The 17,801-nt window shown below is 39.7% G+C and carries 18 protein-coding genes; 7 read left to right on the forward strand and 11 right to left on the reverse strand.

Annotation, left to right across the window (positions count from 1 at the left end; genetic code table 11):
- Positions 1-9: 9 nt before the first annotated feature.
- Positions 10-594, forward strand: a complete 585-nt coding sequence (locus WC841_05110; protein MFA5828706.1) for a Fe-Mn family superoxide dismutase — start codon at positions 10-12, stop codon at positions 592-594.
- Positions 595-613: 19 nt separating this feature from the next.
- Positions 614-880, forward strand: a complete 267-nt coding sequence (locus WC841_05115) for a DUF5661 family protein (protein MFA5828707.1) — start codon at positions 614-616, stop codon at positions 878-880.
- Between the two features lie 37 nt (positions 881-917).
- On the opposite strand, the gene WC841_05120 is transcribed toward WC841_05115, so the two are convergent.
- From WC841_05120 to WC841_05130, 3 genes are all read right to left on the reverse strand, one after another.
- Positions 918-1,217, reverse strand: coding sequence for a hypothetical protein (locus WC841_05120; protein ID MFA5828708.1), 300 nt, complete (start codon positions 1,215-1,217; stop codon positions 918-920).
- Between the two features lie 226 nt (positions 1,218-1,443).
- A complete protein-coding gene (locus tag WC841_05125) occupies positions 1,444-1,986 on the reverse strand; it encodes an NUDIX hydrolase (GenBank protein ID MFA5828709.1) in 543 nt (180 codons plus the stop codon).
- A gap of 164 nt (positions 1,987-2,150) precedes the next feature.
- The gene (locus WC841_05130; protein ID MFA5828710.1) at positions 2,151-2,576 is read right to left on the reverse strand and encodes a hypothetical protein; all 426 of its coding nucleotides are present in this window, start codon (positions 2,574-2,576) and stop codon (positions 2,151-2,153) included.
- A gap of 456 nt (positions 2,577-3,032) precedes the next feature.
- Here WC841_05130 and WC841_05135 point away from each other — a divergent pair, with 456 nt between their 5' ends.
- Together WC841_05135 and WC841_05140 are read left to right on the forward strand one after the other, a co-directional pair.
- Positions 3,033-4,421, forward strand: coding sequence for a glycosyltransferase (locus tag WC841_05135; protein ID MFA5828711.1), 1,389 nt, complete (start codon positions 3,033-3,035; stop codon positions 4,419-4,421).
- A complete protein-coding gene (locus tag WC841_05140; protein MFA5828712.1) occupies positions 4,411-7,014 on the forward strand; it encodes a glycosyl hydrolase family 8 in 2,604 nt (867 codons plus the stop codon). The genes WC841_05135 and WC841_05140 overlap by 11 nt, the downstream gene beginning before the upstream one ends.
- 298 nt (positions 7,015-7,312) lie before the next feature.
- Here WC841_05140 and WC841_05145 read toward each other — a convergent pair whose 3' ends face one another.
- The 5 genes from WC841_05145 to WC841_05165 form a co-directional block, all read right to left on the reverse strand.
- Positions 7,313-7,936 carry a DUF4352 domain-containing protein gene (locus WC841_05145; GenBank protein ID MFA5828713.1) on the reverse strand — a complete coding sequence of 208 codons (624 nt, stop codon included), beginning with the start codon at positions 7,934-7,936 and terminating at the stop codon, positions 7,313-7,315.
- Positions 7,937-8,129: 193 nt separating this feature from the next.
- On the reverse strand, positions 8,130-8,378 hold the full coding sequence (locus WC841_05150; protein ID MFA5828714.1) for a hypothetical protein: 249 nt from the start codon (positions 8,376-8,378) through the stop codon (positions 8,130-8,132).
- 63 nt (positions 8,379-8,441) lie between these two features.
- Positions 8,442-9,233: an aldo/keto reductase gene (locus WC841_05155; protein ID MFA5828715.1), complete on the reverse strand. Its 792-nt coding sequence runs from the start codon at positions 9,231-9,233 to the stop codon at positions 8,442-8,444.
- 143 nt (positions 9,234-9,376) lie between these two features.
- A complete protein-coding gene (locus WC841_05160; protein ID MFA5828716.1) occupies positions 9,377-10,678 on the reverse strand; it encodes a FecR family protein in 1,302 nt (433 codons plus the stop codon).
- A gap of 385 nt (positions 10,679-11,063) precedes the next feature.
- Positions 11,064-11,588, reverse strand: coding sequence for a hypothetical protein (locus WC841_05165; GenBank protein MFA5828717.1), 525 nt, complete (start codon positions 11,586-11,588; stop codon positions 11,064-11,066).
- A gap of 65 nt (positions 11,589-11,653) precedes the next feature.
- Between WC841_05165 and WC841_05170 the strand changes: the two genes are divergently transcribed.
- Positions 11,654-12,403, forward strand: coding sequence for a nicotianamine synthase family protein (locus WC841_05170; GenBank protein ID MFA5828718.1), 750 nt, complete (start codon positions 11,654-11,656; stop codon positions 12,401-12,403).
- Between the two features lie 59 nt (positions 12,404-12,462).
- Here the strand turns inward: WC841_05170 and WC841_05175 are convergent, their stop codons facing one another.
- Positions 12,463-13,392 (reverse strand): DHHA2 domain-containing protein, encoded by a 930-nt coding sequence (locus WC841_05175; protein ID MFA5828719.1) that lies wholly within the window; start codon positions 13,390-13,392, stop codon positions 12,463-12,465.
- A 336-nt stretch (positions 13,393-13,728) separates the two neighbouring features.
- Complete coding sequence (locus tag WC841_05180) at positions 13,729-15,066, reverse strand: hypothetical protein (GenBank protein ID MFA5828720.1); 1,338 nt, start codon at positions 15,064-15,066, stop codon at positions 13,729-13,731.
- A 232-nt stretch (positions 15,067-15,298) separates the two neighbouring features.
- Between WC841_05180 and WC841_05185 the strand changes: the two genes are divergently transcribed.
- The gene (locus WC841_05185; protein ID MFA5828721.1) at positions 15,299-16,102 is read left to right on the forward strand and encodes a site-specific DNA-methyltransferase; all 804 of its coding nucleotides are present in this window, start codon (positions 15,299-15,301) and stop codon (positions 16,100-16,102) included.
- A gap of 10 nt (positions 16,103-16,112) precedes the next feature.
- Positions 16,113-16,877, forward strand: coding sequence for a hypothetical protein (locus tag WC841_05190; GenBank protein ID MFA5828722.1), 765 nt, complete (start codon positions 16,113-16,115; stop codon positions 16,875-16,877).
- Here the strand turns inward: WC841_05190 and WC841_05195 are convergent.
- Positions 16,865-17,719 carry a Dam family site-specific DNA-(adenine-N6)-methyltransferase gene (locus WC841_05195; GenBank protein MFA5828723.1) on the reverse strand — a complete coding sequence of 285 codons (855 nt, stop codon included), beginning with the start codon at positions 17,717-17,719 and terminating at the stop codon, positions 16,865-16,867. The two genes, WC841_05190 and WC841_05195, sit on opposite strands and share 13 nt — an antisense overlap.
- Positions 17,720-17,801 lie beyond the last annotated feature (82 nt).

The raw sequence follows: 17,801 nt of genomic DNA on the forward strand, positions 1-17,801 counted from the left end.
AAAAAAATCATGAAAAAATATAGTGAAGCAAAAAAATATAACTTTTCGGAGCTAAAGGGAATTTCCCAAAAAACCATGGATGAACACTATGGGAAACTTTATAGCGGCTATGTCAAAAAATGGCAAGAGATTCAGGACCGGCTGAAGGCAACTGATAAAACAACTGCCAATGCGACATTTTCCGATTTGCGGGAAGCGAAACTGGAAGAAGGATTTGCGGCGAACGCCGTTCTATTACATGAGGCATATTTTGATATTTTGGGCGGAGACGGAGTCCCCGGGGGAGAAATCCTTCAAAAAATCTGTGACGATTTTGGGTCGTTTGAGCAGTGGCGAGATGAGTTTAAGGCACTAGGGCTGACGGCCCGAGGGTGGGTGATATTGGCTTTTGATTTTAACGACGGTAAATTACGTAACTATATCGCCGATGTCCACAACCAGGGCGGGATTTGGGGTGTTTCACCTGTTTTGGTAATGGACGTTTATGAACATGCTTATTTTATCGATTTCGGGGCTGACCGGAAAAGCTACATTGAAGCCTTTTTCCAGAACGTGAAGTGGGAAATTGTGAATAAAAAATTTGAGAAATACTAAAAAGAGAAGGAGGTGAGATATGAAAAAAACAAAAAGACACCTGACGACAGCAGAAGCAAAACTTATCGGCAAACGATTGGGCATTAAGTGGGATAAATTTGATATCCATCAGTTTGAAATAGGGATGAAAGTCGAGTTGGAGCATGGGATTATCAGCCCGCTGACAAATGTCACAAATGACGATCTGTTAACGACAGGAAAAATTGCATTGGCCCATCTAAATGAAATTCCCGACTATTATACCCGCCTTTTAAAAATGGAAAAAGAAGCCGAGAAACAAAAATAATCACACCGATCGCTTGTTAGAATCGATCTGAAGGAATTTATAACTGAACTTCAGGTGTGGGGATGGCGGTTGACTGAGGAACTTGGGTTTCTTGTGGATTTTGCGGGATTTGAGTGTCTTGAGGATTTTGAGGAATTTGGGTTGCCTGGGGATTTTGCGGGACTTGAGTTGATTGTGGACTTGGTGTAGGGATGCTTGACGACCCATCATTGCTACTACTAAATATGGCAAACAAAAACATTATTACCACAACGGCGCCGAGAATCATCCATAGGAGCGTATTATTGTTTTGGGCGGTCTGGCCTGACGGCGTGGTGTTGTAAATTTGATCAGTCATAAAATTTTGTTAAATTATTAATATTAATTTATTTTTAAGTTTACTTTGACAGATAGCTCCATTCTGTAAACCAGATTACAGGATTTCCGTGATGGGGGTACCAGACTTTTTTAATTGGAATTTCAAAATTCAGCTCCTTGGGTCATACTCAGGACAGATTGGACTGAATTTTTTTTGGGCGGGATTTATTAGATTTTAAGCTCGAAAAGCGGGATGATTTTGAAACTCATTTATCAAGCGAAAGTGTGTATAGACAGTAGGCTGTAATTGTAGAAGCGTCTTTGATTTCTCCCGACCTAATAGCTAGTTTTAGTTCTTCTTCGGATAGTATCCTGTTTTTCATATCAGCCTCTGTGCCTTCGAGATGCCTATTCCCTTCTCTTATTTCTTCTACTAAAAAAACAGAATAGCATTGTTGACTGTGTCCACAGGCAAGCCATACTTTGCCAAGATTCTTTAACCTGCCAGCTTGATAACCTGTTTCTTCTTCGAATTCTCTTCGAGCAGCATCTTCCGGAGTTTCATCACCTACGATACTTCCTTGGGAAAATTCTAACGACCGATCTCCGACCGGGTAACGATCTTGTTCGACTAATACGAATTTATTATTTATCTTTGAAATTATCACAACAAAATCTTTTTTTACTAAAACATCGTATTCGCCGGGGTTGCCGTCTGGTCTAATTACTTCATCGTGTCTCAAAGCCAACCATTTACTTTCGTATACAAACTTTTGGGAAACTGTTTTCCAATTTGTTGCTTTATTCATAACAAATTGTAGCAAATGTCTAAAGTCTGAAATCGTTCTTTTTTAATGCCCTAATAGTACAATGGCTCCGGAGATCGAGCCCTTCAACTACGTTCGGGGTAAACTAGCTCAGGACAAGCCCTTCGACTCAAAAGATTTTTTATTTTGGCTGGCGGGTGAGCAAATTAATGGGTCGGTCTATTGAAAGTTCTTAGCACCCGTTCTTGATCCAAATCACTCGTCCAGTCGAGCTGCCGATCGGCTAATAAAGCCACACTCCTATTTATCTTATCTTCTTCACTTAACATAACCTGAGCATAACCTCTACCTCTATTTTTTATTATGTGTTCCAACAAATCGGATGTCGGCCTATCTAAAGCCTCATCGGGTAAAATCAAAATAAACTTTGCAATATCAATAAAGTGTCTTAGTTTTTCCGGAGGAAGATTGGCTAGTTGGCCTTGTCTTGCAATAAAAATTCCCATTGCAGATACTTCCTGTTGAAATTTTTCTGCTTGCCCGCTTCTTAGATCAGAATGTATAAGTAAAATTCCGCCAGGCAATTGGGCTTCAATTTCACCTAATTTTGTTTCGGGTCTTGGCTCTGCCATGTATTTATTATAAGGCAAAAGCTATAGTCTGTGCCACCCCTGATTTTGATATAAAAGCCCTGGGTGAAATATTGGCAAGATAAGACTTAATATCGCCTTTTTAAGCCCCGGCACAAGTGGGACCTTCGACTGCGTTCAGGGCAGATGAATTTTGGGGTAAATAGCGCCGCGTCCAGGTAAATAATTATTGTCCTTTTTCTTACATTGTATTTGAAGGATTCTTAGTATTTTGTAAGAGAATAGCGAATAAATATATTATTATTTTATTCTAAATGATGAGGTGGGAGGTAAAACCTAATATTCCCTCAATATAATTGCCAGACAAAGTCGAAAACATACGAAAGATTTTTGGGGGTGAGATTAAACAATGTTTGTAACTCTAATTACTTTAATTTTGCTAGCAAAATTACTGTTTGCCCCAAGAGTATATAGGTATACTAGATTTCTCCAATTTATATGAGATTTATTAAACGTAAGAGAACACTAGTATTTATTTTTACCGCCTTTACCGGGGCTGGTTTTTCGTTAAATCTGTATCGCCTTCAATCAAGTATTACTTTAAATTGGATACCACTGGTAGTAATTTTGGTTACGCTACTTCTAACTGTTCAGGGGATTATTACTTTGATGTGGATGCTCTATGCCTGGGAAGATCCCGACACTGTCAACAATAACAAATCTCCGGTTGAATTTGCCTATCCTTCGCTTTCTTTTACTGCCCTGGTACCGGCCAGGCACGAAGAAAAAGTTATCCGCGATACCATTATCGCTATTAATAAAATTAATTATCCTGATAACCTAAAAGAAATTTTGGTACTGTGTCGGGAAGATGATGTGAATACAATTAATCGGGCGGCGGAAACAATTACGGAACTTGGTCAAAAAAATATCCGCTTGGTCACCTTTGACGGGTTTCCTATCAACAAGCCCCATGGTCTAAATATAGGTCTCTGGCAAGCGAGGAATAGTGTGGTGACAATTTTTGATGCCGAAGACGAACCCCATCCTGACATATATCAAATAATTAATACGGTAATGATCCGCGACCGGGTAGATGTGGTTCAGTCGGGGGTTCAGCTGATGAACTTCCGATCCCATTGGTTTTCTGCTTTAAATGTTATGGAATACTTTCTTTGGTTTAAGTCGGGACTTCACTTTTTTCTAAAAATCGGCCAGGCTACTCCACTGGGTGGCAATACGGTATTTTTTAAAAAGGAATGGCTAAAGACTGTGGGCGGTTGGGATGAAAATTGCCTGACTGAGGATGCTGATATCGGCATCCGACTGGCTCTGGCAGGGGCTAAAACCCGGGTTATCTATGACGAAAAACACTCAACTCAGGAAGAAACCCCACCAGACCTGGCCGGATTGATTAAGCAAAGAACCCGGTGGAATCAGGGATTTATTCAAATCTTACAAAAAGGTGACTGGGCCAAACTGCCTAGTTGGCGGCAACGACTGGTGATCTTGTATGTTCTTTTCTCCCCGATTACTCAGGCTCTGTTTTTACCATACATTCCGTTTAGTTTTTGGGTGGCTTTTACCCAAAAATTACCGGTATCGGTTTCTTTGTTGTCCTTTGTCCCCTTGTGTTTGTTTATCCTCCAAGTTCTAATTTCTACCGTTGGGCTGTTTGAGTTTACCCGGGCTTATAAGCTAAAGTTTCCTTTTTGGATGCCTTTGGTGGTCATATTTACTTTTATCCCATATCAAATTGCTCTGATGTTTTCTTCGTTTCGGGCTCTTTACCGGATTATTTTTAATAATAATAGTTGGGAAAAAACTCAGCATTTAAATGACCACCGCCAACCGGCACCGGTTTTGGAAATGGCCTATGTTAAATAATCTCAAGACGAACTATTTTGGGGTGGTGGCGGTGGCGATCGTGATGGCTATTTCACTGGTATCTCATGGCTTTAATATGTTTCGTTTCCCATATTATGAGAACGATGAGGGAACGTATATGTCTCAGGCTTGGTCGGTGCTAGAACAGGGAAGCTTGGCCCCCTATACCTATTGGTATGATCATGCCCCGGCCGGCTGGCTGTTTCTGGCAACCTGGGTAAAACTAACCGGTGGTTTTTTTACTTTTGGAACTTCAGTTAATTCCGGTCGGGCATTTATGCTAGTACTGCACCTTTTTACCTCGGGGTTGTTAATCTATGTGGCGAAAAAACTAAGCGGTAGCATTATCCCCGGTTTGATGGCAGTTCTTATTTTCTCGCTCTCCCCCTTGGGGATATATTTTCAGCGACGGGTATTGCTTGACAACATAATGGTTTTTTGGATTTTTGTGTCTCTGGCAATTCTTTTGAAAGACAAACTTCGTCTGAGCCAGATAATTCTTTCCGGATTAGTTTTCGGGATTGCCGTTTTGACCAAAGAAAACGCCATCTTTTCTATCCCGGCTTTTGTATATGCAGTTTATATTAAATCTCATCCTGGACATCGGAGTTTTGCACTAATCAAGTGGTTGGCGGTGGCCGGGTTTGTGGTCTCCACATATTTTCTTTACGCTCTTTTGAAAAGCGAGTTTTTTCCGGTGGGGGTAATTAATAATTTACCCCATGTTAGCCTGATTAGTAGTTTGTTACAGCAAGCAGGCCGCGGTAGTAGCTCTTATTTTTGGGACAAAAATAGCGATTTTTATGTCAATTTAATGGAGTGGATGAACCGGGATAGACTAACCATAATTTTGGGGGTTTTTGCGACGATTGCCAGTCTAATACTAAGTATAAAAAACAGGGCGCTAAGGATTCCTGCATATTTGTCTATTTTGTTTTGGCTATTTTTGTTAAGAGGAAAACTGGTTATCGATTTTTATATAGTACCCCTAATCCCCTTTTTGGCGCTCAATATTGGGATGTTGAGCTATTTTATATTTAGATTTATTGCTTTTCGAAAAAAGTTTATCTATGTACCTTTAGTTTTTATTTTTGCCGTGGCGGTTTCGGCCTATTTACTGACACATCCCACCGGTCAATATACCCGGGACGAGACAATATCTCAGGTGCAAACTATTGATTGGATTAAAAAAAATGTTTCGGGTGACTCATTTATTGCTATCGATTGCGCTCTTTACGTTGATCTACATGCGCCTAGGTTTGAGGGTGATACCGTTTTCCCAAATGCCGATTGGGTGTGGAAAGTTGAATATGATCCGGAAATACTGACGGGTAAATTGGGTGAGGATTGGAAGAACATTCAATACATCACGTTGGGCCATGAAGTCCTGAAACAGATCAGAGATCATAAATTTTATTTTATAAAAAAGGCTTTTGACAACTCAGTTTTGGCTTATGATTCTGAACGTAACACGACTTCGCATATCAACATAGATCAATATCTGAGTACCAATGGTGATTGGATGCGGGTGTATCAGGTGAAAAACAAAGAAGCTTTGATTCTGGATAGTTCATGGAAATTTTACAAAAGCAATTTTGTCATATCCTACGGCCAAGTTATTGATCCACAAGGTAATAACCGGACTACCTCTGAGGGACAGTCTTTGGCAATGCTACGAGCGGTTTGGCTAAACGACAAATACACCTTTGACGGGGTGTGGCAGTGGACGGTTGACCACCTGCAAAAACGGACTCAGGATAAATTATTTTCCTGGCTATGGGAAAAGAAGGGTGAAGACTATGGGTTGGCCGACTCTAATACTGCCGCCGACGCTGATTCGGACATCGCACTGGCGCTGTTGTTTGCATATAGACGTTGGGGGGGTGGAGCATATTTAAGTTCTGCCCGGGCAATCCTAAATGACATGTGGAAAAAAGAAGTGGTTTTGGTTAATGGCCGTTATTACCTGACGGCCGGGACCGATGCCGCCCGAAACGGGGGTTATTTGATTAACCCGTCGTATTCGTCGCCGGCAAGTTTTCGGATTTTTGCCAAGGTAGATCCCAGGCACCCGTGGGACAAGTTGGCCGACGATAGTTATTACTTGTTTAACCAATACACCCTTGTCCCAAACTGGATTCTTTTGGATAGGAGAAGCGGGCAGCTATCTTCGGCTAGTGCCTATGTAAACGACAAGGATGTCGATAATTATGGCTATGATGCCTTTAGAACTATGTGGCACGTGGCCCTGGACTCGATCTGGTTTAAAAATAGTAAAGCCACCGATTTTTTGGCAAAAAATAAGCCCTTCTTTTCTCAACAATGGCAGGAAAATCAGAGATTTTTTTCGGTCTACGAGCTGGACGGGGCTCCGGTGACCGGCTACTCTTCGGTGAGTACCGAGGTGGGGGCGTTGTCTGTTTTTAGCCAAACTGATGCCAAAATGGCCGCTGACTTATTTCAGAAAAATTTTGAAAACAATTTTAATTATGATGAGGGTTATTGGGGGGACAAATCCAACTACTACGACCAAAATTGGGCTTGGTTTGGCAGTGCTTTGGCCACTAACCGGCTGATTAATCTGTGGAAATAGAGAAATTAAGATATTTTCTACTTACCCCAAACACATTTATTTTTGTGACTACATAATGTCGCAATACACGGCTGACTAACACAACGACAGCCTGTGCTTACCATCTCCAGTCTTCCACCGATAAATCGACAAAAGCGAAAATTTCTATTAGAAAAATATGAAACAGATAATACGGCAACTATTACAATAACAATACCTGGGAAGATAAATTTGTATTTCACCAAATTATTATCTCAAAAAGTATATTAAGTGTCAGCTAGCTCCGGAAGGACAATGCCTTTTTACCCAAAAAATATTTTTATATATTTCCCAGATCTACGACGACTCTTTGGTTGCTCCAAAAACTGGATTGGTATATCAATTTCGCGTTGTCGCCGACGGGAACTTCAAAGGGCATTGAGCCGGTGACCTTGCCGCCCGGGGCTAACGTTCCGGAATTTAGGCTATCGTCTAAAGAAGCATATGTTATCCCCTCCTGGGCACCATTGGCATCCTGAACTTTGAAATCATACGGATTGTAGGAGACTTCACCCGTACCTAAATTTCTGATAGAAACATTAACGATTACATACTCTTTACCCGATTTGGGAGTGTTATAACCAAAACCTCGGGACCTTCTGACTGAATTTACTATAAATTCCCTGTCACCTAATTCTGTGACATCCCCGACTTTGGGGGTTAGCTCTTCCGGCTGCTCAGGGAGCGGAGTATTTGTGTCGATTTTTGATACCACTTTTGAAACATCAGGTGGATTATATTTTTTATTACCAATGCTGCCGATAATCCCAAGAACAATAAACATGGTAATTAAACTGGTAATTATCGGGTGCCTCCCAAATAGACCGCGCTGGTCAGTTTGGCAATGAGGACACTTGGTGGCTTCTAAATCAATTTCCATCTGACAGCTTTTACATTTTTTCATTTTGTTGAGAATTTATATTTTAATAAGTTTTTCGAATCCTTAACCAAATTATAAGCCAGGGGAAATGATTGTCAAGGAACCTATCGTGGCAATATGCTTCTATTTATGGGAATATTTGGTATTAGCGCTTGTCTGCCTCTGGCGGAGGCGGGGTGAGGGGCACTGCCTTTTATGAGCATAAAACCACAACAAATTAGGATACCTTTTTTTCGGGTAAGTCATTTACCGCTTTGAAAATAGCTTCAAAGCGTTCTTCTAGGGAGATGTTGGGATCATAAGTTAAGCTCAGATCCCGGGCGATAGCGGTTAGCTTTCCATATAGGGCGGGGTCGCCTTCATCGTAAAGACAATGGAGGTAGTCGTAACTTGGATGTCCGTGATCGTTTAGCCAGCCCTGAAGTTTGTCAATGGTGTTTTGTTGTTGGTTTGTGTTGGTGACCATAGAGGTAATAACTAAGTGATTAATTTTTAACCGCTAGGAAGTGAAATTAAGGCCAGAGTGCGACTAAAGGCTTGAAATTTTTTGTTTGTCATTTGATCTGAGGGTAAAGTTAAAAATGTCGAAATTGGATTGAAGATGATCGCGGGAGCTGGCTTTGGGGATGACAATTAAACCCTTGTCTACAAGATACCGGAGGGCAATCTGAGCGGCAGTTTTATCGTATTGTCGGCCAATACCAGTTAGAACCGGGTCGTCGGCGACATCGCCCTGGTCGAGGGGTGAATAGGCAGTAATAGTGATGTTGTTTTTCTGGCAATAATTGATAACATCCTTTGGATAATGATGGGGGTTGATTTCGATTTGATTGTTGGTAATAGGCAAGTTTAGAGCCCGGGCGGCGGAGAGGGTGTTTTGTAGCTCGATGATGCCAAAATTACTGACCCCAATGGAATGTATTTTTTGGTCGGAGACGAGTTTTTCAAAGGCCTGAAGCGTTTCGTTGATGTCTACTTCGGGATTGGGTGCATGGATAAGGTAAAGATCAATATAGTCGGTGTTGAGATCAATTAAAGATTGGTCAGCATTTGAGAGAACATGATGATAATCAAGCTGATCCTCGGGGACTTTGGAGGTAATGAATATATCAGACCGGTGGAAGTCTCTGATAGCCTTTCCTACTTCGGCTTCGTTTTGGTATTTCCGGGCAGTGTCGAAATGCCGGTAGCCGATTTCCAGAGCGGTTTTGATGGTTTCAATACAGGAGGTCCCGGTTAGGCCATAGGTACCAAGACCCAGAACGGGTATGGAGTGACCGGAAGACAAATCTATGTCAGGGACGGGGTTGGTTAGTTGCATATGTTGAATCTATGCCGACAATGTGGAGAAGAGCCTAGGAAAGGGTAAGAAATGGGAAAGAAAATATATAATTCGGAGGTGACGAATCCTTAGATTATCTCAGGACAGGTCCTTCCCTTTGGTGAAACGATTTTAAACTTTATCTATGGGCTGAAGTTTTGTTTTTTCTTTTTTAAAATGAGGAAGCCAAAAAATCCAAGGAGAAGTATTGCGGCGACAACAACTGTCGGGGAGATTGACCGTGAGGTGTTATTTATACTTTTAACATCATCAATTTTTCCCCACCCTGCATTTTCGGCGGCGATATCAAATTTTTCTATGGCTGATAAACCATTGAAATCCGCAGAAATTTTTTCACCGGCATTTACATCAACAGTTTGATTAGTCTGCTTTGATTTGAAGGTAACGACACCTTCGATAACTTTTATCGAAGAAGCGCCTTTAACTTGCTCCAACACTAAAGTAGTACCCTTGATACCGGCGACTGCTTGACCCATTTCGACTTCCATGGTGCCATTGGTGAGCATCTTCTTAAAATTTATCCACAAGTGACCGGAAACCAAACCAAGCTTTGTTTCCTGCTCCGGAGGGGTTTTAACAATAACTTCGGTGCTGGACTTTATTCGAAAAGTGGTCATATCTTCGAATTGAAGGACTGCAAAACTGTCGGCTCCGGTAAGAATATGATCGTTAACCAATAATTTTGCTTTTGGAGTAGCTGGTGTCCAATCTTGAGATTTACCGTCTTTGTAGCAGTGGGCCAGACTTACTTCACCGGTAAGGGAGTTAAAACGGGCCCGGGAATCGACCGGATCGTCATATTCAAAGCAACCGCAAATCACTTCTTGACAGTTGCTAACAGCAGTCCAGGAATTACTGAAATTATCGGTTTGAGTAAATGCCACATGATCAACCATTTTTTTGTCTTTCCAATTGGTTTTGTTTAATGTAAGACTGCCTTCGATGATACCGGCGCCGGAGGATTCGGAAATCGGTTGGGTGGTATAAAAAGTACCGCTGCCTACATAGCTTTCCGGATATTTCCACCCCTCACGCGGAGGAATACTAAGCTCATATGACCATTGGCCACTGATATGGCCTTTTTTATAGGTTCCACTTAGGGTAAAGACTCCGTCTTCGGGGGTAACTCCACCGATGAATTTGTCGGCAGAATGACGTTTGTTGTCGACAGTAACGGTTTTGCTAAAGGTGCCGCTGTCGGAAATATTCAAGTCTAGTTTGTTGGAAATTGCGTCCCAAATACCACTGACAGAAACTACGTAATATTTGTCCAGATCAAGTCGACCAAATTGGACATTGACGGTGGTGGGGGGAGGTAAAAATTTTTCGGTGTCAAAAGGAAACGAGGCAAAAGATGAGGTGGTGGAGAATAAAAAACACAGAAGACAAATGAGAGATGACAGAAATATCGGTATCTTGACCATAAGAGATTTTACACCCCAATTCCCGAATATGTCAGAACTGCCCCGACAGTACCGAAAAATTCGGACACTCCTTCGTTAAAACTACGGACGGGCAAAGCGTATTTCAGGTCAGAATGATAGGCGCGGCGGCCCGCCTGCAAAAGCTGGTGCCTTAGCATCTGCGGGCAGGTGGGGGGGCACTTCGTTACCTCAGTGTAAACTCTGCGCCGAGCGTTTATTTCAAGATATGGATAACATGAACGAAGTGAATTCAGGGCGAAACAAGGAATTTATTTATGGAACGATTTTAAAACCATTAATATCTTTTGATAAATGCCATACAAAGACAATAACTTTGCTTGTTCAGCTTTAGCTTCATCCCCTCTTTTAGAACTATCCAGGATAATTAATACTTTACCCTTTGAGCCAAAGACAAAATTTGACCAAGGCCGTTTGTTAAAATACTATTAATTTCTTTGACGGTTTTAATACTATATGTTGGTTTGGTTCGGTAAGGGACGTCATTAACATCTTTATTAAGATTGATAATTTCCGTGAATAAATAAATTTTATGCTGATGATAGGGAAAGAGAAGATTAAGACTCTTCAACGTCCGGTTATCCATGGCAAGAATTAATGATGCTTTGGCGGTGGTAGGGTAATCGATTGGAGTGGATATATGCCCAGACAGATCAACATTTAGTTCTTCAAGCAAAGGCTTTACCCGATGATAAACCTCGCCATAGTAGGTTATATTAGGGAACCGGACGGGTTTGTGGTCGATTATTGTTCCCTGGATACTCCTGGAAATAACCCGGTAATCAGTGCGGATTCCCTGTTTGATTAATTGCTGTGAAATCAGTTTTTCGGCGACAGCCGATCGAAGGATATTTCCCCGACAGACGCAAACGATCAGCTTCTTGTGGGACATAAAGATATTTTAATACAAAGCATTAATTATTTCGAATATTTCGATATGATAGACTTTCTGAGTTTATGTATAGCCCATTTGAAGAACTCTGTGAAATCGCAGATACAAACTTGAACGACTTAATTGGAGTAAAAAAGAACGCTGTCCGTATGGAGAAAATGGTGTTGGCGCTTTCAAGCGAGGATGACTGTTTGATAGTTGAGCGTTTAAAAAAAATAGGCAAGCTAATTAAATTACAAATACTATATGAAACATATAAGACCGAATTGGAAACAGATTCGGCAATGGAGTTTCTTGAAGGCGAGAAGACACTGGAAGCATTGATGTCTAAACGCTCAAAAACACTTATTACCAACGAAATATCTATTGGAAAAATCAGGGCAAACGACAAGATATTGTTTATCGGCTCAGGGCCGCTACCGATGAGCGCCATTTTGTACAACAAATATGCTGCATGTCCGGTAGATTGCTATGAAAAAGATAAGAATAAGGCCAACCTTTCTAAAAAGGTTCTATCAAAACTTGGGCTATTGGGGAAAATTAATGTTTATTGCAAAAGTGGAGAAAAGTTAAAAACCGACAAATACAATGTAATCGTTGTTGCCTTGCTAGCAAAACCCAAGAATAAAATTTTCCGGGCGATATATGCGTCAATGAAACCCGGCACCAGAGTAATATGCAGGACTTCAGACGCAGCCAATAAAATTCTTTACGAGGAGACTGATGAGAAGTTGTTTAAGAAATATGGCTTTTCCAAAAAAAATAAAGCCGATAAAAACCAGACGGTTTCATCGGTATTTTATTTAGGAAACTAAAACGACGACCTATTGACAGAAGTTATCTCAACTGCTCGAGAAGTGGAATGATTTTTGAACTATTTTTGACTTTTAAAATATTCTTCGATCATGTGAAAAATTTGTTTTCTCATAATAATGGCATCCGTTTTGTACCCCGGTGTTAAATCAGGAATATTTAAAACCCGGGAAAATAATTTATTGGAAACGTCATCAATTGTATAAAATATATTGTAACCTTCGACAATATCAATGCCATTAAAAAATATATAGTCGAGTTTATTGTCGTTATAAAAACGAACTAAAGATTCTAATAAAACCTGTTTAAGATCTGTTGACATTCTATTAATATCAACCATCTCTATTTGGGCTATTCCAACCATTTTATCGGATATGGGTCTAATGGCAAAGTCTTGGCGAAGTACTTCATACAAATTGTCTGGAGATATGTTTGATTTTGCTATAAACATATCTTTTGTAAAATTATCATTTAAGCCAGCTACTGTTTTTAACCATTTTGCAACCTCGGTATCTCGGGGAGTGGTGACAGAATTCTTGAAATTAACCGTATTGGAAACTATGGCGGAGTAGAGATAAGTAGCAACGTTTATTGATGGAACTAAATTGCTTTTTAGATATTCTTCAGCGATTAAAGTAGAACAGGATCCAACAAGGTCAATGTGAACCTTGGCGTTTTTTAACTTTGAAACTTGTTCAGTAAGGCGATGATCAAATAATTCAACAATTTTTTCAACATTTATTCTTCGATCGATTCGGATTGGATCTGAACTATCAACTAAAATAAATTTATCATCTTCGATATAATTGCCCTCATGCTTATTGAGAGGAAAAAAGTTTGTATATTCCTTAACGAAATCTACTTCCAAATTTAATTCCCCACAGTAAACACCAGTGGAAATTCTTCCGATTTTGGATAAATACTCAGTATAACCTAAGATACAAGCAATACAGTCTAAGTCCGGGTCGCTGTAAGAGGTGACAAAAAGCATGACTTATTTTATCAAAGTTCGAGTCTATTCCCGAGTAATGAGTTATTCGGATAAATTTGGTGCCTAGAATACAGTGCTCCGGGAGTACCGAATCCTTCGACTTATTCTGCAAACTCATGATGAATTCGCTCAGGACAAGTCCTTCGACTGGGCTCAGGACAAGTCCTTCGGCCTAGCTCATGACAGGCAATTCGGATCTTTCGACTCCGATCAAGACAAGCCCGAGTAGCTATTTCAACACATTGATAACATGAACGAAGTGAATTCAGGGCGAAACAAGAAACTTATTTTTTGGGCGGGATTTTGAAAATTTTTTTGGCGTAAAGGGGAACGATTTTAGTATTTAAAATACCGCCGTGAATTAGTTTTGAATTTCATGGTTGTGCTCCAACCCCCGGGCATACAACCTTGTTGACCACGAACCTTGATGTAATAAGTTGTATTGGGTTTAAGATAATAAATAGTGTGAGATTGGACACCTTCGCGGTGTAAAGTGACTAGTTCTCCATGCTGTTCAGCAGTGGGTTTCGTTGAGAAACTAACATAAAATTGGCTGGTATTCGAAATTGGAGTAAAAAATAATTTGGCGGTTTTGGAAGTAGTGTTGATTTGAAATAAGTCCGGAGCAGAGGCAGGAACTTGATCACCACAAATGGGAGGGCCAGGAGGTGAACTAGTGGACGAAGAAGATGATGAGGTTGTTTCAACAGCTTTAAAGGTAGTGAAATGGGCGGCATTAAAAGTTAGTGTCTGAGCTGAACGGTCATAAGAGAGACCGGAAACGATACCGCTGTCTCCCGATGAACCATCCGTATTAGTAACCTGGATAGTCGGATTATTTAAATTTACGCCATACATCGTTAAAGTAGCGTTGGTATCAACTAATGCTTTAATGTCTTCAGCATCAAGACCGATTTGATTGGTGGTGTTCATGTCAAGTTTTTGGCTTAGAATTGGCAGCCAGCTTAAAGAATAGCGGTCGGTAAAGTTCATGGTCGAGAGAAAATCGATCCGGCCTTTACCGTTTATTTCCAAATATAAACCGGTAATTTTAGTCCAATCAGGCTTGTCGGCCAAATTAGTAGTAATGCCACCATTGGCAAGTAAGGTGGCAACCGCAGAACGAGCAGGACAGTCACCAAAGCCAACAGCTCCGCACCAACCTGTCGTTGTCGAAGCGATGCTCCACGCATCAGAATCATGACCATCAACCTGATAGGACTGGGTTGAAGCAGGTAATGTGGCACCGGCATCGTTGGCTTGGGTACCACTATAAGTGCCGTAAGAAACAGAATAAAGTACTGTGCCATCCCCTTCTTTCCAGACTAGTTTGCCACCAGCGGTATCATAGAGGGTACTGCCAATGTCGTTGGTTAAGAGAGCGGTTTGAGGAATAGTACCGGCTAGATCAAGAGTATCAAGGAGAGTGTCGGTAGAAGAATAAACTTCAAGAGTGCAACCGGCAAGGCTTAATGGATAATCGGAAGTATTGATTAATTCTACAAATTGACCAGAAGTAGCGGTGGGATTGAACTCGGTGACAAAAGCACGATGATCAAGAGTGGCATGATCGGTACCGTCGCATTTTAAAGTAGCCGCTTGAACTGCAAAAGGAGCCAAAAGAAAAAAAATAAGAAGAAGAAAAATAAAAAAAACCAGCGATTTTTGTGACATCCTAAATTAGACTAGATCTTAAAAGTGATGTTGTCAATATTACAAAATATTTTTCAGGTTAAATGTGAATTGGCTCCGGGAGTACCGAAAAATTCGGACCCTCCTTCGTTAAAACTACGGACGGGCAAAGCGTATTTCATCAACGCCCTACCGATTGGAGGACGGCGGAAGAATGATAGGCGGGGGGAAACATTCTATTTACTTCGGGTTTTGTTCGGCTTATTATTATTTTGTGATTCCTTATTTTAAAGAAAAAAACTTTTGTTTATATCAGGGAGATTGCTTGAGCGTTTTAAAAAAAATTAAAGATAATTCCGTGGATATGATATTTGCAGATCCCCCATATTTTTTATCCAGTGGTACTTTTACGTGCCAAAATGGAAAAATGGTGAGTGTTAAAAAAGGTGAATGGGATATGGGTAAAGGATTAGAAGAGAATTTGAAATTTCACATGGCATGGATTAAGGAATGTAAAAGAATATTAAAACCAAATGGAACAATTTGGATTAGTGGAACTTATCATTCAATTTATCAATGTGGTTATGCTTTGCAGTTAAATGATTATCGAATATTAAATGAAATTGTTTGGTACAAACCCAATGCTTCTCCAAATTTAAGTTGTAGATTTTTTACAGCTAGTCATGAAACTTTAATATGGGCGAGGAAAGAAAAAAAAGGTGTGCATATTTTTAATTATGAATTGATAAAAAATAATGACTGGCCTAATGATTTTTTAAAAAAGAAAGGTTTTCAGATGAGATCGGTTTGGGCAATTTATACCCCTAAAAAGGCGGAGAAAACTTTTGGGAAACATCCAACACAAAAATCTTTGGACCTGTTAAACAGGATTATTTTGTCGAGTACAAAAGAAAATGATATTGTTCTTGATCCGTTTACGGGCAGTTCCACCACAGGGTTGGCAGCAGTTGCACATGGCAGAGAATTTGTTGGAATAGATATTGAAAAAGAATATCTTGACCTATCAATAAAAAGATTTGAGAAATTATCGAAGGAAAAATCGGGATCAGGTATATAATTGGTTTTAAATGGCAAATAGTGTTTCATGGAAAAAAATTTTTGACGAATATAAAATTCTTGAACATAATTTTGATGATTCGCCATATCCAATATCTGCAACTCAAATAAAGAGGGCCTGTCAAAATTATAAGGAAACAGGAGAAAAGGAAGTGCGTATTTTATGTAAACAAGATTGCAGACACGACAGACCAACTATTTTCAAAGAAAATAATCTTTTTCTTCTACCAGTTAAAAATGGATTTTATAATATAATCAAGGGTGAGGGCTATACAGATATTCCCCAAATTACTGGAGAAGTAACCAATTATTCGTCAAAGCTCAATTTTTCTCTCGAAACAACATTAGTTGGTAATTCTGAAATGCAACATTTGGATTATGCGTATGCCGCCAGTTTAATTAGAACTTTCACAGATGATCCAACATTAGTATTAACTATTAGGGGAAGAAAATATACCCCTGAATTTGATTTCTTTGTGGGGAAACAAAAAATTACAGTTTCAAGTGTCCAAACTGAAGTAGATGCTGGCTATGAAGGAAAAGAGCAGATTGTATTAATCGAGGCAAAAAATTTTAGTGCTTCAGACGTAATTATTAGACAACTTTATTATCCGTTTAGACAATGGCAAAGTAAGACCAATAAAAAAGTGATTACCCTGTTTTTTGACAAGGAATTAAGTGAAAATATTTATTCAATTTGGCAATTTGAATTCGAAAATCCTGAAGATTACAACAGTATAAAATTAGTTAAATCTGGTAAATATCAGATTGTATAGCTAGTAATTACAACTTCTTTTATTTTGCCTCTTTTATTACCTTTACTGTTAATGGAACGTGCGGCATAAACTTCGTGAATATTTTTTTTGTATTTTTTATATAAATCCAAAACCAGTGGGGCGTTTGAATTACTAAGCATAATGAAACAGCCCCTATTTGCCAATTCAACATAAATATCTCTCAATTTTCTTTGTTCCTCGGGACCGAATGAACTTTTAGAATAACTGGTGAAGTTTGACGTAGCGTTTAGGGGGCAATAAGGTGGGTCGAAATAAATAAAATCCCCTTTTTTACATTTATTTACAGACTCCTCAAAAGCCAGATCGGTTATTTCCGTATTTTTTAGGGCGTTTGAAACGGCTAGAATGTTTTCTCTATCACAAATGGTGGGGTTTTTTTGATCACCAAATGGGATATTATATTGCCCCTTGGAATTCTCCCTGTACATGCCGTTAAAACAAGTTTTATTTAAAAATATGAGATAGGCAGTTGTATTTAATTTATTAAGTTTATCGTTATTGTATATTTCTCTTTTTTTATAATAATCTTTTTCCTGTTCTTTGAAGGAAAGTTTTTTGTAGTTCGATTCCATGATCCCTAGGAGAGAAATTAATTCTTTGGGGTTTTGTTGAATTTGTTTGTAGGCGGTAATTAACTTGCGGTTGATATCATTTATCGAAGCAAACGAGATGTCTCTTGATTGTTTTAGAGAAAAGAAAAGTGCTCCTCCTCCAACAAAAGGCTCGTAGTAGCGGGTAAATTTTTTCGGGAGATATTTTTCCAGTTCAGGTATTAATTTCCCCTTTCCACCTACCCATTTAATAAAAGGTTTTGCGTTCATGTTTTATCTTTATATTTTACTTCGCCGGGTTGCTTTTATTCTACGCAGATTTAACAAGCAAGCGTTTGCCGAAGGAGAGTTC

It is taken from the genome of Candidatus Shapirobacteria bacterium, from assembly GCA_041659325.1.
Lineage (GTDB): Bacteria > Patescibacteriota > Microgenomatia > UBA12405 > UBA12405 > JBAZYN01.